The organism is Halomicrobium sp. HArcel3, from assembly GCF_058933135.1.
Genome location: NZ_JBZYDN010000009.1, coordinates 111322 through 127034 on the forward strand (window position 1 = coordinate 111322; position 15713 = coordinate 127034).

Below are 15713 nucleotides of genomic sequence, written 5' to 3' on the forward strand. Positions count from 1 at the left end.
CGCAAAACGCTGGCCCCTTCCTTCGGTCGGCGCCAGCCTGCTCGCGTGTCGCTCACTCCGCTCGCTCCCGCTCGCCCATACCTCGGCGCTCACTCCGTTCGCGCCGAGCGGAGCGACGTCACCCGGCGGTAGACCCGCTGTCGGTTGTAGACCAGCTCGGCCAGCAGCCAGCCGACCGACAGGACGAGCGCGCCCACGAGCGCGACGAACCCCCAGGGCGCCATCCAGACGGGCTTGACCCACTGGGAGACCCCCTCCCAAGTCTCGGCGAACTCGTCGAAGGCGGCCTCGCCGGGCCAGCCCGCGGTCGTCTGCTGAATCCAGACGGGGAAGCTCGTCCCCTCGGTGCCGCTGCTACCGGTCCCGACCGTCGCGTTGTTCGGCTCGGCGTTCTGGAGCGGGAAACTCCCGTTGACGCCCTGGTCGCGCATCGTCGGGCCGTTCGATTCGGGACCGTACTTGACCCGCTCGGCGTCGTAGGGGCCCCACGGCGTGTTCACCTCCCAGACGATCTCACCGCTGGGAGTCACCTCGACGACCCGGTGGTTGAGCGAGTCGGTGATCAGCGTGTTGCCGTTCGGGAGGCGGTCGGCGTCGCGCGGCCAGCTCATGTTCTGGTCGCCCAGCTCCCAGACGAGGTTCCAGTGACACTCATCTGGCGGCGTGCCGGCGCCGAGTCCCGGGTCGGCGTCGCCGCAGTCGCGCTCGTACTCGACGATGCGGTCGTTGTCGCTGTCGGCGACGAGCATCGTCGGCGTCCCGTCATCCGACTCCAGGTAGTCCGGGTTGTGTTGCTCGTTGAGGATCGAGTGGTTGTCGTCCTCGCCGAGTCGCATCTCGATCTCCTTGGTCGAGCGGTTGACGACGATGGCCTGGTCGAAGTTCCGCGGCGAGACGAGGTAGCGTCCCTCCTCGATCTTGTCGACGTCGTTGACGTGGCTCCAGTCGGCGTTCATCCCGCCGTCCGTCGACTCGGGGTAGTGGTTCTTGAAGTACCACTCCCAGACGACCTCGTCGCTGGTGAGGTTGTAGACGAACAGCCGGTCGTTGCTGACCTCCCCGTTCCCGCCGCCGTTGCGCATGTTCGCGACGAGGAGTTCGTGCTCGTTCAACATCGCCACGTCGTGGGTGTCCTCGGCGTCGAACTCCTGTTCCCAGACGCGCTCGCCGGTCTCGGGGTTCAGTTCGTAGGCGAGCGTCGTGCCCGGGAGCGTGGACGTGACGAGCAGGTTGCCGTCGTCCAGCGGGTCGACGTCGTAGAACCAGGAGGTCCCCGTGTCGGTCCCGTTGGCCAGTTCAGTGATCCCGCCGGTCTCGTTGACGCGCAGCAGGCGTGCGGGCTTCTTCTCGCTCCCTTCGCCCTGGAAGTGGAATCCCTGGACGGCGACTGCAGTCGTGCCGTCTGCCGGGTCCTTGATCGTCCCGGCGCCGAGCTGGGGCGGTTCGTACGCCAGTGTCAGACCGGCACAGGCGACGAGGAGAACGGCGACGACGACCGCGGCGGTCCCACGGAGAACCGTGTGACGAGGATACGAATCCATAGTGGAGGGTAGTGAGGGAGGGTTCGGATCCGAAAAATAAAGGCTTTCCCGTCTCGGTCGGTCGGTTACGCGAACCGCTCGGCGATAGCGGCTCCCTCGACGTACACCAGGCCGTGACGGTCGGCGTAGGCCCGGGCGGCCGCCGGGGGGAGCTCGGCACCGCTCTCGTCGTCGAGCATCTCGCAGACGACGACGGCGGGGGGCAGGTCGGCCGCGGCAGCGAGCGCGATGCCGAGTTCGGTGTGACCCTGACGCTCGGCCAGCGACGACGCGGCCCGGAGCAGGTGGACGTGGCCGGGCGCGCGGAACGTGGCGGCGAACGCCTCGGCGTCGGGATCTTCGCTCGCGGCAGCCAGCTCGGTGATCGTCAGCGCCCGCTCGGCGTCGGTGATCCCCGTCTCGGTGTCGCGGTGGTTGACCGTCAGCGAGAACGACGAGCGGTCGTCGTAGGAGAGCTGGTGGTCGTCGGTCAGCGGGTGGTCGACGGCCGCCTGGACGAACGGCAGGTCGAAGGTATCGCTGACGGCGTCGGAGAGGGCGACGCAGACGAGTCCACCGGCGTCGTTGCGCAGCCGGGCGACGGCGTCGGCGGTGACGCTCCCGGCGGGGTACACCAGATCGGTCTCGCCCTCGCGGTCGGCGGCGTCGTGGACCAGCACCGGCTCGCCCCGCCGAAACGCCTCGACGGCGTCGTCGACCGATTCCGCACTACTCACGTCACTGCTCGTCGACATGGACAGTCACCTCGTCGCCGTCGGCCAGGTCGAGAACCTCGCGGAGTTTCTCCGGCGCGATGACCTCGAGCTGGTCCTCGCCGTGGTGGGTGCGCTCGGGGGCGATGACGTGGGCCGGTTCGTACTCGCCGTCGCCGCCGACGACGCTGGCGGGGTAGCAGTAGGCCGGGCCGTAGGTACGCTCCTCGTCCTCCCATCCCTCGATAGTGATGGGGTCGAACGCGCTCATTCGGGCGCGCTTGCGAACGCTCTCGTCGAGAAGGTCCACGTTGAGCGTCCCGGCGAAGGGTTCGTAGCCCAGTTTCTCGACGAACTGCTCCATGTATCCCGGGAGGGTGATGTAGTGGCGTCCCTCGCCCATCCCGGAGGTGACGATGCCGCCCAGGTCGACGCCGACGCCGCGGTCGAAGATGCGCTGATAGTCGGCGTACTCCCGCTGGAGGGCGGCCTCGCCGACCTCGGTGATCGCGATCCGCTGGCCGTCGCTGACGATGTCGCGCTCGATCAGATCCGCTTCCTCCAGGCGCTGTAGCCGGCGCGAGGCGGTCTGGTTCGAGGCCTCGAGCCGGTCGGCGATGTCCGCACACGACGCCTTCTCCTGGCCTTCGAGCGCGCCGTCGAGGGCCAGCAGCTTCAGCGTCGCGAGTTCGTCGTAGCCGACGGCCCGCGATGTGGTTGCCATTGTCCGAGAGTCGGTCCCGCTTCTGATAAGCATAACGGATGTGGCACGCGTAACGCCTTTGGAGCGGGTTCCCGGGAGCGGTCGTCCCGGTCGAGATCGATCTCACTGACGGGGGCGGCGTCGAGGCGTGGTGGACGAAGCGACCGGCAGGGGCGCGCTGCGCTTCGTCGCGAACGTCGACCGCCCCGACTGCGTCGCCGAGCGCCTCGACTCGCTGTGGGCGGCGATTGCCGCGTCGTCACCACCCGAACGCCGCCTCGCCGCCTGGACCAGAGTTTCGCTTCGTCGACTGGGTGAACGACTGGGTCGACGAGGAATACCTGCCCGACGAGCGGTTCAACCGCATCACGTTGGGGCGATCCAAACTGGACCGGACGGGCTCGCTCTCGGCGAAACTCGACAGGCGGCCGGCAGTCGTTCGGGACCTCGTGGCGGCGGGCGACCACAGGCCGAGACGTTCCTGGCCGACGTTCGGGCAGATCGGCGCGGATCACAGTCGTTCCGACCAGTTCACGATTCGTAGGCTGGACGGCGAGCCAGCTTTCGGTCGCTGCGAGGGCGCTAGCGTCGGGCGGGTTCGAGTTGCGTCACACCGACTGGCGGTCGCAAGCACGCCCGCCCGGGCCGAGTTACGTCTTGCCCCACTCCCACTGACTGCGCTCGACGGCCGCTTCGAGTCGGGCGATGTCTTCCGCGAGGTCGTCGGGATCGGCGTCAGGCACGTGGTCGGCGAGGGCCTGTGCACGCTCGAGTGCCGACTTCGCGCGTTCGAATTCGTCCCCGTCGCCGTCGTCTGCCACCTCCTCCAGCCGTTCGGCCTCGGTCTGGAGGGCTTCGTACAACTCGACAGTGACTGCCCGGGCGCGCTCGGCCACGTTGGCCTCGTCGAAGGCCTCGACCGAATCCGCGACCGAACTGGCGGCCTCGAATCGCTGGCGGGCTTCCTCGAATCGGTCTACGGCCGCGAGTGGGTCGGCGTCCCGGGCCGCTTCCCTGGCAGTCGCCGCGTCGGCGAGGAACGCCTCGGCCCGTTCTTCGAGATCCGCCTCGACGCCGTCCAGGGCGGCGTGGACGTCCTCGTCGTCCACCGACGACCGGGTCGCGGCCAGTGTCTCACACGCGTCCCGGAGGTGGCCACACGTCGCCTCGTCGTCGTCGGTCACCGCCGCCGCGTCGATGGCGTCTTCGACGTCCTGCACGCGGGAGTCGGTCTGCAACGCCTCGAACTCTGCAGCGACCCCATCGATAGCCGCGTTCATCACATCCTCCGGCGCCTCGTACTCCGATGCTGGTATTTCTCGGGCCCGTTCGAGTTCGGACCGCACGGTCTCCGCGGCGGCCGCCGTGTCGGCACCAGCGGTTCGCCGCCGTTCGAACGTCTCCATCGCGTCCCGGACCGAGTCCAGGGCCGCGTCGAGGGCCGCCCAACTCGAACCGAGGCGCTCGACGTAGGAGACGAACCGGTCGGGCGCCCCGTCCGTCGGCGAGAACTCGATTGTCTGGTTCTGGCTCTCCACGACCACCGACGAACTCAGGAGCGAGTCGCGATACTCGGCCCCGGTCACGTCCGCGAGATCGATGACGACGTCGGGTTCGCCGGCGTTCTCCTGGCCACCGACGAACACGAGGACGCGCCGGCTCGTGGCCATCGCGACGACGTCGTGGCCGGGTCCGGCATCGATTGTTATCGTCCGACTGTTCTCCGTATGCGTGAGCTCTTTCGTGGTGACGAGCACGTGCCGGACGTCCTCGTCGTCGAGCACGCCCGACAGCGACTTCGTGGCTTTGTCGTACCGCGTCGGTACTCCCCCGGCACCCGCACGTTCAGCGGCGGCGATTACCTCATCAAACATGGTTCCCTCAATTTCCTAACTACACGGACCGCCTGGCTTGCACTCGGTCCCCCGTGACTACGCTGATGTGTTCCACCGACAATATAATAGTATTTGATTATAAAACGACAGGTTCGTTCACCGCGCTCCTTCCTGGGCCAAGAACGTGACGCCCCGACGCCTGCCTGGCGCGGCCTCACCGACGGCTGCCGTCGCAATGCCTCGTGGTCGTGCTCAGTAACTCACCACGGGGTCCCGCTCCCAGAACTCGCTCGACTTCTCCAGTTTGGGAACCCAGGTCTGCTCGTCGCGGGCGAGCACGGCGACGTTGGACGCCTCGACTTCCTTGATCGTGTCGTGGTCGGGCAGGAACTCGCCGACGTCCTTCGTGAACTGGAGCACCTCCTCGTGCTCGGGCATCGACTCGCGGTCCAGCCGCCCTCTGGAGTGGCCGACGTGCATGTACGCCTTCATCTCGACGAAGTCGGCGTCGGCGCGATCGCACATCGCCGCGTACCACGCCGGATAGTGCATGTTGTGACCCTTTACGAGCGTGGTGCGGATGACGGTCCGGGTGTCGTCCTTCTCGGCGAGGACGTCCAGTGTGTCGATCAGCGACTCCCAGGCGCCGCCCTCGACGGCTTTGACGGTGTCGTCGAACGTCTTCCGGTCGGGGGCGTCGACGGAGACGTACAGTTGCGTGGGGTCACAGCGCTCCAGCACGTCGGGGTTCGTGCCGTTGGAGACGAGGAACGTCGTGATGTCGCGGTCGTGGAACTCCTCGATGAGTTCCGGGAGGTAGGGGTAGAGCGAGGGTTCGCCGTCGAGCGAGATGGCGACGTGACGGGGTTCCATGGCCTCCTCGAAGCGTTCCCGCGGAACCTTCTCGTTGCCGCCGAACCCCGAGAGGAGTTTCTTCTGGAGTTCGAGGGAGGCGTCGGCCACCGCGGCGGGGTCGTCCCACTCGACGTCGCCGAGTTCGTAGGCGTGGCCGGCGTGGTCGCGCCAGCAGAAGACACAGCGCTCGTTGCACTTGACGACGGGCGTCATCTGGATGCATCTATGGGACTCGATTCCGTAGAAAATGTACTTGTAACACTTGCCCTCCCCGCGCAGGGCGTTGGCCGTCCAGCCACAGGTCTGGGCGGCGGTGTGGTTCTCGCTGTGGTAGTCGGGGTCCGACACCTGCTTCGGACCGCCCTCGGAATCGCTCATTGGAGAGGGCAACGGCGCCGGCGCTGAAACATCCTTTCCTCGGGGACGGCTTCGCCCGCCTTCGACGCGGCCCCGCCCATCGAGATGACCGCTGTGGCGCCCCCCAGCGATCGCGCCGTGGCGCCATCCCTCGAGGCCGTCCCAAGACGACCGCCTCGATGAGCCATCGTGACATACTGATTGTTTTAGGAACACGGCTAAGTACCACCCATTCGTATCGAAATTCAGGTGAAAGACAGACGTATGATTTCAACTATAGAAGAAAGTGCCCAGTATGATCGATCAGATGCGTCGTCGGCGTTCATCACTGGCGACGGGGAACTCGACGCGCTCCGGACAGCCGTCGTGGCCGACGTCGAGCAGGCGGTCGACGAGGCGGGGGCCAACGGCGTCGTCGTGGGTCTCAGCGGCGGCATCGACTCCACGCTGACGGCGTTCCTGGCCGCGGAAGCCCTCGGGAGCGACCGCGTCCTCGGAGTCACGCTTCCGAGCCGGAAAGGCCACCGGCCCGACGCCACCGACGCGAAGACCATCGCCGACGGCATCGGCATCGAGTTCGCGGAGATACCGCTGTGGCAGTCCGTCGAGACCGTCGAGTCGGCGATAGCCGACGGGACCGGCGTCGAGGGTGACACGGTCGTCGGCGGCAACCTCGTCGCGCGCCTCCGGATGGCCGCGCTCTACTACGTCGCGAACGCCCGGTCCCGGCTCGTCGTCGGGACGGCCAACCGGTCGGAGCTACTGACGGGCTACTTCACGAAGTACGGGGACGGCGCCGCGGACCTGTACCCGATGGGCGACCTCTACAAGACCGAGGTCCGAGCGCTCGCCCAGCACGTCGGTCTCCCGCGGCGCATCGTCGCCAAGGAGTCGACCGCCGGGTTCTGGAGCGGCCAGACCGACGAGTCCGAACTCGGCGCGCCCTACGAGATCATCGACGCGCTGTTCGTCCGGGTCGTCGACGAGGAAGCGAGCGTCGACGAGGCCGCCGAGGAACTCGACGTCGACCGCGCGATGGCCGAGGAGCTACTCGCCCGTTACGTCGACACGCAGCACAAGCGCACGACGCCGCCGATACACGCGGTCGGCGGCCGGCGGTCGGCGTCGCGCCCGATTCCGGGCCGGGTCACCGACGCCATCGCCGACGCTGACTGATCGAGCGCACGGGCGGACATGGGAAGTTTCCTTACCGTCCGCACGCAACCTCCGGACATGACGAGAGAGCCCCCACAGACCGAGGAGGGGTGGTACGCGCTCCACGACCTGCGACGCATCGACTGGGACGCCTGGCGGGAGGCGTCCGCCCGCGACCAGGAACGCGCCCTGGTCGACGGCATCGACTTCCTGGAGTACTACGAGGGCGTGGAGGACGCCGAGGAGGGCCAGACGGCCGTCTACACCATCCAGGGCCACAAGGCCGACCTCATGGTCGTCCACCTGCGACCGACGATGGCCGACGTCGACGCCGCCGAGCGCCAGTTCGAGCAGACCGAGTTCGCCCGCTACACCGACCGCGCGACGTCGTACGTCTCCGTGACCGAAGCCTCGGGGTACACCGACAAGGCCAAGGAGTACTTCGACGGCGAAGTCGACGACGACTCCGGCCTGGCGAAGTACATCCGGTCGCGGCTCCACCCTGACATCCCCGACGACGAGTTCGTCTGCTTCTACCCGATGAACAAGCGCCGCGACCCGGGGCAGAACTGGTACGACATGCCGTTCGACGAGCGCGCCGAGCACATCGAGCGCCACGGCGATATCGGCCGAAGCTACGGCGGGAAGGTCTCGCAGATGATCGCCGGCTCCGTCGGCTTCGACGACTGGGAGTGGGGGATCACGCTGTGGGCCGACGACATGACCGACGTCAAGGACCTGCTGACCGAGATGCGCTTCGACCCCTCGACGTCGAAGTTCGCCGAATTCGGCTCCTTCTACGTCGGCCGCCGCTTCCGGCCGGGCGATCTCCCCGCCGTCATGGCGGGCGAACGCGTCCCGACGGGCGAGGGGGAGTCAGCCGCGAGCGGTGAGCGGGTCGCCCACGCCAGCGCTGGGAACAGTTCGCCGACCGGCGACGGCGACCGGCCGACGGCGACGACCGCCCGGACGGCCGGCGACGCAGGCGACACGGGTGGTGCCCATCCCGGAAGCGCCGGCGAGGGCGACCACCCGCACGCCGGGGACGCGGCCAGCGACGATGGCGGCAGCGCCGCGGAATCCACGGACGACGAGAGGTCGGCGGACGAGGATTCCTCGTCCGGCGGCCCGCCGATGGACGTCGACAGCGAGTTCGCCGAGGTCGACGATCTCGGGCAGCGTCTCGGCTCCCTCGGCGTCCGAGAAGGTGAGGACTACGACGCCGGTGACTACGGTCTACTGTTCCACTCCGAGGCCGACGCCGAGGAACTGGCCGAAGAGGTCGAGGGGCTGCGCTCGAACTTCGACCACTACGACCGCCACGTTCTGACGAGCGTCCGCGCCCATGGCGGCCAGGCCGCCGTCGTGAGCGTCTGGACGGCGAAGGAGGCCGCCGAGACGGCCGCCGGCTTCCTCGGCGACCTCCCGGGCATCGACGAATGCTACGGTGGCAGCCTCGGCGAGGGTGGCGCGGCCGGGGATGCCGACGCGACCGACGAGTCGGCAGCTGGTGACGCTGACGAGGACACCGACGAGGAGGACTCCATCCGCGAGGAACTGTCCGATCTCGACATCTACGCCGGGAAGCCCCACGGCGAGGACGTCTACGCGCTGGTGCTGTACTCGGAGACCGACCCCGTCGAACTCGCCGCCGAAGTCGACGGCCTGCGCGAGCACTTCGTCCGCTACGACAGCCACGTCAAGACGGCGGTGTACAGGGACGCGCCCGCGGAGACCGTCGCCGTCGTCAGCCTCTGGAAGACGCGGGACGCCGCCGACACCGCCAGCGAGCACCTGGCGGACCTCCCCGGCGTCGTCGGCCGCCCGGAGCACGAGGACGGCTTCGGGACGATGGGGATGTTCTACACCGTCAAGCCCGAGCACCGCGAGGAGTTCGTCGAGACGTTCGGCGAGGTCGGCGGGATGCTCGCGGAGATGGACGGCCACCGGGAGACGGCCCTGCTGGCCAACCGCGAGGACGAGAACGACATGTTCATCGCCAGCCAGTGGGACGCGAAGGAGGACGCGATGGCGTTCTTCCGCTCTGACGCCTTCGCAGACACCGTCGAATGGGGCCGGGACGTGCTAGCTGACCGGCCGCGGCACGTCTTCCTGGCCTGAGTCTGCGGACACGAGCGAAGCGAGTGTCCGTTTTTTTCGCCCACGTTTTTGCGCGAGCGGTGCGCGGAGCGCACCCGACGCGGAAAAAGGTGGAGTCGGGGCCGGGACGTGCTAGCTGACCGGCCGCGGCACGTCTTCCTGGCCTAAGTCAGCGGCCCGTTCTTTCCCGATAACTCGTGCGCCGAACCGTCACGAACTCCTGTTCAAGCAGGGCTTGCGCCACCGATCGACGCCGAAAGGTACCCCACGGTTAAGTCCCCCCTCGTGTTTGTCACGAGCAGTATGACCGGGGACGAAAGGGGGCTGCTGGACGGCAGTCGTCGCTCGCTGCTGAAGGGACTCGCGCTCGGCGCCGTGGGGACGGCGGGCGCGAGCGTCGGGTGGCCGCACGTCGCGCCGCACGTTCGAGGAACGGAGACGGAGGAACGCAGCCCGCAACAGGCGATGAACGCGCTCGTCGCGAACGAAGACGTGACCCACGTCGCGTCGGGTGGTCGCTGGGCAGACGCGAGTACCTGGGAGGAGGGGGAGATTCCCGACCACCGCGCCAGGGTGCACGTTCCGGCCGAGACGACCGTGACGCTCGACCACGAGGACGACACTGAGCTGATGACGGTGCGGGTCGACGGGACGCTCAGGACGGACCCCGAGTCGACGGCGCGACTGCGCCTCGACACGCTCGTCGTCACGGGGAGCGGGACGCTCGAACTCGGGACGCCCGACGCGCCGGACGTGGCGGGGACGACGATTCGGTTCCGCGACGACGGCCCTATCGACGAGTCGTGGGACCCGACGCGCGTGAGCCGCGGCCTGCTGACGATGGCGGGCGCGACGGTCACCGCCCACGGCGCCGAGAAGGCGGGATTCCGCCCGACGAAGACCGGACCGCAGGCCGGCGACGAGTCCCTGACGTTCGCCGAGGCGCCGACGGGCTGGCAGGCCGGCGACTCCCTCGTCGTCGCGGGGATGAACCCGGCGAGCAACGAAGACGAAGCGGTGACCGTCGCCGGCGTCGACGGGGCGACGGTGGCACTCGAATCCGCGCTGGAGTACGACCACCGCCCGCCGGCCGAGGACCTCTCGGCGTACGTCGCGAACCTCGACCGGACCGTCCGCCTGGCGTCCGAGAACGACCAGGCCAAGCGCCGCGGGCACGTCATGCTGACGTCCCGTGACGTCGACCTGGCCAACGTCGGGTTCTACGACCTCGGACGGACGGAGAAGGCCCGGCCCTTCACCGACCCGCTGAACGGCAAACCGCCGGAAGACGTCCCGCCGAACCCCCAGGCCCGCTACGCCTGCCACTTCCACCGGACGGGAATCGACACGACCGCGGAGCCCCGTCGGGTTCGGGGCTGCGTCGTCCACGGGAGTCCCGGGTGGGGGTACGTCAACCACAACAGCTACGTCGAAATCGAGGACAGCGTCTCCTACGACGTGTTCGGCGCCGGCTTCGTCGCCGAGGTCGGCAACGAGGTCGGTTCCTTCCGGAACAACTTCGCGTTGCGTTCGACGGGCTCGGGCGGCTTGCCGGACAACCGCCAGTTCCACGAGGACGACGAGGGGTCCATCGACGACTTCGGCCACGGCGGTTACGGCTTCTGGCTACAGGGCCCCGGCGTGGCAGTCGAGGACAACGTCGCCGCCGGCCACCGCCACCACGGCTTCGTCTACTGGACCCGCGCCAAACCCGACCACGAGGTCGATCCCGAGCGGATCGACGGCGTCACCGACGAGATACCCACCTTCCCCGTCGAGAACCTCGACGGCCAGGCCTACCTCGAACAGTCCGACGAGCTCGCGGACGGCCGGGTGCCCTCCGGGAACGTCAAACTGCGGTCGTTCAGCGGCAACACCGTCTTCGCCTCCGGCGGCGGGCTGGACATGTCCCGCCACCGCTTCGGCGACGACCCGCCCGAAGAGGGCGACCACGCCAGCGTCATCGAGGGATTCACGGCGTTCAACATCGGTGCGTTCGAGCCGGAGTGGGGCGGTATCAGACCACCGCGTAGCGCCGGGTCGCAAGGCGGCAACAACGGCATCTCGATCCGGTACAGCCGCCACGTCTCCATCGAGGACGTCCGCCTCGTCGGCGGCCGGGGCGACTCGCGCGGCATCGGGATCAACCACAACCACGCGCCCAGCGACGTGCGCGTCGAGGGTGGGGAAATCGAGGGCTGGAAGGTCGGCGTCCGCTCGTTCCCCCGCGGCGAGGCACCCATCCGCGACGTCGACTTCGACAACGAGGTGGACGTCCAGCTGACCGGCGGCGGGACGGACCACCGCTGGTCGGTCCAGTCCGTCCCCATCGAGGGCGCGTCGTTCGCCGACGGCGGTCGGGCATCGGTGTACATGGGCACCGAACTCGACGAGGACCTCTACGGGCTATTCTCGCCGGAGAGCGTCGCCTCCCTGAACGGGGAGTCCCTGTACTTCGAGTCCCAGCGGCCCGACTTCGTCCCGCTCCCGACGCGGGCCGACGTGAGCGACGTCGACGAGGACGCGCTCTCGGACCTGACTGACGTCAAGCCCGGACAGCTCGTCGGCGAGACCAACGCCGACCTCTGGGGCGAGTTCGGCCTCAGCGTCGAAGGCGAGGTCGTTCCCGACGACGCGGGGCGCGTGGCCGGCGTCGAGGGTGGATACCTCGGCGGTGCCAGTGGGTCAGGCGGCGGCTCGCCGGGGGGCCAGTCACCGCCCGGCCCCCTGAAGAGCGTGACGACGGCGACGGGGTCACTCGTCGAGTGGGGCCGACTCAGTCAGGGGAAGCCGCTGTACGTCTACGACGACCCGGAGTTCCTGGCCATTCCAGGCAAGTACGCCAACCTGCCGTACCTCCGGTTCGAGGGCGAGGACGCTCACGAGGAGCGACGGTCGTTCACCTACCTCCGGTTCGACGCGCCGATGACGCTCTGGGTCGCACTCGACGACGAAGTCAGTCCGGGCTGGCTCTCGCGCTGGCAGAAGACCGGCGACACCCTCGGGACGAGCGACGACACCCGCGCCGTCTACCGAACCGAGGTCGACGCCGGGACGACGATTCTCGGGGACTCGGGAGAGAGCCACCGGATGTACACCGTCTTCTACCGGAACCGCTAACGGACTGCCGCGTCGAGGCTCCTCGCCAAAGCACAGGGCGTTTACCGCTCGCGTCTGAAACCAACCCACATGAACGCGGTGGAGATCTGGATCCGCCTGCTCGCCGGGGTCGGACTGATCCTCGCGAACGGCTTCTTCGTGGCCATCGAGTTCGCCCTGACCAGAGTCCGCCAGTACCCGGAGTCGGAGTTCGACGAACCGGGGCTCCGCCGGGCCTGGGAGATGACCCAAGAACTGGAGATATACCTCACCAGCTGTCAGGTGGGGATCACGGCGTCGAGCATCGCCGTCGGTATCGTCGCCGAACCGGCGCTCGCGGCGATCTTCGAACCGGTCTTCGCGAACACCGGCCTCGCGTCCGTCGGCGCGGGCGCTATCCTGGCGTTCGTGATCATCAACCTCGTCCACCTCACTCACGGCGAGCAGACGCCGACCTACCTCGGCGTCGAACGCACCAAGTTCGTCTGCCGGTACGGCGCGACCCCGCTGTACTGGTTCGCCTGGAGCATCCGGCCGGTGATGCGCATCGGCGACACCGTCGCCAAGTGGACGCTCGGCCTGTTCGGCATCGAGATGACCGGCGCGTGGCTCGAGACTGAGGAGGAGATAATCGAGACCAGAGCCGATCTGCGCAACCGGCTCGGGTCGCTGCTCGAGCGCGGCGACCTCTCCGAAGAACGACACGACGAAGTGATCAGCGCGCTCGAAGTCGGCGAGGTCCCCGTCCGAGATATCATGGTGGATGTCGACGACGTCGTCTTCCTCTCGACGAACGCCGACCCCGAGGAGAACTTCGACCGCATGGCGGGCACACCGCACGTTCGCTTCCCGCTGCTAGCCGACGACGACCCCGAACAGTTCGAGGGCATCGTCTACGCGCCCTCGATCGTCGACAACGTCGACGCCCTCCGCTCGGGGGAACAGTCCTTCGCCGACGTCGCCGCGCCGCCGATGACCGTCGCCGCCGACACGACCGTCAGCGACGCCGTCGACCAGTTCCAGACCGAGAGCCAGGAGCTCGCACTCGTGATGACGGAGGGTGAAGTGGTCGGCCTGGTCACCGCGACCGACGCCTTCGAGGCGGTGATGGGCGAACTGGAAGATCCGCTCGACTGAAAACTGGAAACGACCCGCTACTCCTCGGTGACCGTCTTGTCGAGTTCAGCTTCGCCGAAGTAGATCTCCGCCCCGTCCTGGGCCACTTTCTCCGCCAGCACGGCGCACTTGATCCGCATCGGCGAGATGTCGACGCCGAGCATGTCGACGACGTCGTCCCGGTCCATCTCCTGGAGTTCCTCGATCGTCGTCCCCTGTAGCTTCTCCGAGAGCATGGAGGCCGACGCCTGCGAGATGGCGCAGCCGTCGCCGCGGAAGGCGACGTGTTCGATCGTCTCCTCCGATTCGTCGAGGACGACGTCCATCTCGATGGTGTCACCGCACATCGGATTCTCGCCGACGTGGGTGAACGTGGGGTCCTCGATCTCCCCGTGGTTGCGGGGATTCTTGTAGTGGTCGAGGATCTGCTGTCGGTACATGTCAGAGCCGCCAATACCCATATTGGACGTATTTGGCGAGTGGGCGGCAAAAGGGTTCCGGGGCGGACGATGCGAGCGAAGCGAGCATCGTCGAACGAGCGAGCGGGAGCGAACGCAGTGAGCGACACGCGAGCCGGTCGGGGCCGAGCGAAGCGAGGGCCCGACGAACGAGCGAACGGCGAACGGAGTGAGCCGTGAGCAGGGCTGCGCGCGACGAGTCGAGTGGCCACCGACAGCGCCCCATCTCGACGAACGTCGAGTACCGCCACCGCACTAGCAGTTATTTCCGCTATACAGCTAGCGTCAATTATACTGCCGTGGCAAACTTGATAGTAAATACCCAACAAAGCTTATTAGCTCCCGACTATGTGAGGAACTAACGGAGTCGGGATGCTCAACAGTATTCAGAGTCTATCTAACCCGTCGGGCACGTCGGCCGCCGGGAGCGACGCCACTGCCGCTCTCGATCCGCTCCTGCAGGACGGTGAGACGGTGCGGTACGTCCTGACGAGTTCGAAGGGAATCGAGCAGACCCAGGACGGGCGGACGACGACCGTTCAGCCGGGCTCGAGCCACGACGCCTACGCCATCGTCACTGACTTCCGGGTGCTCTTTCTCGTCGGGAGCGATGCCGAGGAGCCCTCTATCGACATCGAGTTCGACCTGCCGATGGTCGCGAGTTCGAAGGCACGCAACAGCCTGCTGAGTTCGAGTCTCGTGGTCGCCTCCGAGGAAAAGACGACGGTCAAGTTCACCCCCTCTGGTGGCCCGGACGTCGAGGAGGTGGCCGAGTACATCGACCGCCTCAGCGACTGCTGGGCGGACTTCCACCGCGCCATCGCCGCCACGCGCGAGGCCATCGACGCGTTCGAGGCCACGCTCACGGCCGGCGAAGACGCCCAGGAGGAACTCACGACCGCCCAGTCGCGGCTCTCGAACGCCCATCACCACGCTACGCGCAACGAGGACGGGCCTGTCGAGGCCATGCTGGAGATACTCGAACCCGTCGAGGACGAACTCGACCAGCTCCAGGTCGAGGCCCGTCTCGACCGGGTGGACGATTTGCTCGCCGACGCCGAGGCGGAAGACGCGTTCGACGACGCCGTCGCCGCGCTCGTCGAGGCCCGCGACCGCCTCGAAGAGGCCCGCGGGGCGCTCGACGAGGAGGCCCTCGCGGGTGAAGGTGCCGCGGAATCCATCGACGAGCGGACGGCGGCCATCGACGACTACGCGACGTCCCTGCTCGCCGACGCCGAGGACGCCTGTCACCAGGCGCTCGACGCGGCCGACGCCGACGCCGCGGCGAAGGCCTGGGAGACCGCACTGGCGCGGTACCGGACGGTCCGCGACGCCGACTGGGACGAACTCGGCGGGGTGGACGAGGACGCGCTGGACTTCCAGATCGCCTGGGTCGTCGGCAACCGCATCGACGCCCTGTGTGCCCGCGGCGCGGAACTGGAGACCGAAGGTGACGACCTCGACGACAGCGGCGACGACGCGACCGAACGGTTCGAGGCGGCGAAGGACGCAGTGGAGACGGCCCAGACCCTCGCCGACGAGCATCCACACACCGACGCAGACCGCTTCGACGAGCGGCTCGAGGACCTCCAGGAGAAGGTCGAGGTCAGCGAGTGGCAGTGGGGCGACGCCTGAGGGCGACGGTCCACAGTCGGTGAGACGGTCCGCACTGTTTTTCGACGCCGGGACGACACGACGTCGCCGTCGAGCCATCGACTGATATCCCGAACCGGTAGGTCTCGGTACGCTTCGGCGGTACGACGGCCGTTAATGTCACGTTAAGCGCGACAGCCCCGGAAGTA

General features: G+C 67.9%; 11 protein-coding genes. 5 read left to right on the top strand and 6 right to left on the bottom strand.

What is annotated here, in order from left to right; translation table 11 throughout:
* Window positions 1–89 precede the first annotated feature (89 nt).
* The 5 genes from AC5FRV_RS18425 to twy1 form a co-directional block, all read right to left on the bottom strand.
* Entirely contained in the window at window positions 90–1541 is a 1452-nt protein-coding gene (locus AC5FRV_RS18425; RefSeq protein ID WP_493562550.1) for an aryl-sulfate sulfotransferase, read from the bottom strand.
* A gap of 65 nt (window positions 1542–1606) precedes the next feature.
* Window positions 1607–2275 carry a 3,4-dihydroxy-2-butanone-4-phosphate synthase gene (gene ribB / locus AC5FRV_RS18430; RefSeq protein WP_493562551.1) on the bottom strand — a complete coding sequence of 223 codons (669 nt, stop codon included), beginning with the start codon at window positions 2273–2275 and terminating at the stop codon, window positions 1607–1609.
* A complete protein-coding gene (locus AC5FRV_RS18435; protein WP_493562552.1) occupies window positions 2259–2957 on the bottom strand; it encodes a DUF120 domain-containing protein in 699 nt (232 codons plus the stop codon). The genes ribB and AC5FRV_RS18435 overlap by 17 nt, the downstream gene beginning before the upstream one ends.
* 629 nt (window positions 2958–3586) lie before the next feature.
* Complete coding sequence (locus AC5FRV_RS18440; protein ID WP_493562553.1) at window positions 3587–4810, bottom strand: hypothetical protein; 1224 nt, start codon at window positions 4808–4810, stop codon at window positions 3587–3589.
* A 213-nt stretch (window positions 4811–5023) separates the two neighbouring features.
* Complete coding sequence (gene twy1, locus AC5FRV_RS18445; RefSeq protein ID WP_493562554.1) at window positions 5024–6004, bottom strand: 4-demethylwyosine synthase TYW1; 981 nt, start codon at window positions 6002–6004, stop codon at window positions 5024–5026.
* 243 nt (window positions 6005–6247) lie between these two features.
* Between twy1 and AC5FRV_RS18450 the strand changes: the two genes are divergently transcribed.
* The 4 genes from AC5FRV_RS18450 (at window position 6248) to AC5FRV_RS18465 (ending at window position 13474) form a co-directional block, all read left to right on the top strand.
* Complete coding sequence (locus AC5FRV_RS18450; protein WP_493562555.1) at window positions 6248–7159, top strand: NAD+ synthase; 912 nt, start codon at window positions 6248–6250, stop codon at window positions 7157–7159.
* Between the two features lie 57 nt (window positions 7160–7216).
* Window positions 7217–9259 carry a heme-binding protein gene (locus AC5FRV_RS18455; RefSeq protein WP_493562556.1) on the top strand — a complete coding sequence of 681 codons (2043 nt, stop codon included), beginning with the start codon at window positions 7217–7219 and terminating at the stop codon, window positions 9257–9259.
* Between the two features lie 282 nt (window positions 9260–9541).
* Window positions 9542–12358, top strand: coding sequence for a G8 domain-containing protein (locus AC5FRV_RS18460; protein WP_493562557.1), 2817 nt, complete (start codon window positions 9542–9544; stop codon window positions 12356–12358).
* 69 nt (window positions 12359–12427) lie between these two features.
* The gene (locus AC5FRV_RS18465; protein WP_493562558.1) at window positions 12428–13474 is read left to right on the top strand and encodes a CNNM domain-containing protein; all 1047 of its coding nucleotides are present in this window, start codon (window positions 12428–12430) and stop codon (window positions 13472–13474) included.
* A gap of 17 nt (window positions 13475–13491) precedes the next feature.
* Here AC5FRV_RS18465 and sufU read toward each other — a convergent pair whose 3' ends face one another.
* Window positions 13492–13914, bottom strand: a complete 423-nt coding sequence (gene sufU / locus AC5FRV_RS18470) for a Fe-S cluster assembly sulfur transfer protein SufU (RefSeq protein ID WP_493562559.1) — start codon at window positions 13912–13914, stop codon at window positions 13492–13494.
* A 369-nt stretch (window positions 13915–14283) separates the two neighbouring features.
* On the opposite strand from sufU, the gene AC5FRV_RS18475 reads away from it, so the two are divergent.
* Window positions 14284–15546: a hypothetical protein gene (locus tag AC5FRV_RS18475; protein ID WP_493562560.1), complete on the top strand. Its 1263-nt coding sequence runs from the start codon at window positions 14284–14286 to the stop codon at window positions 15544–15546.
* Window positions 15547–15713 lie beyond the last annotated feature (167 nt).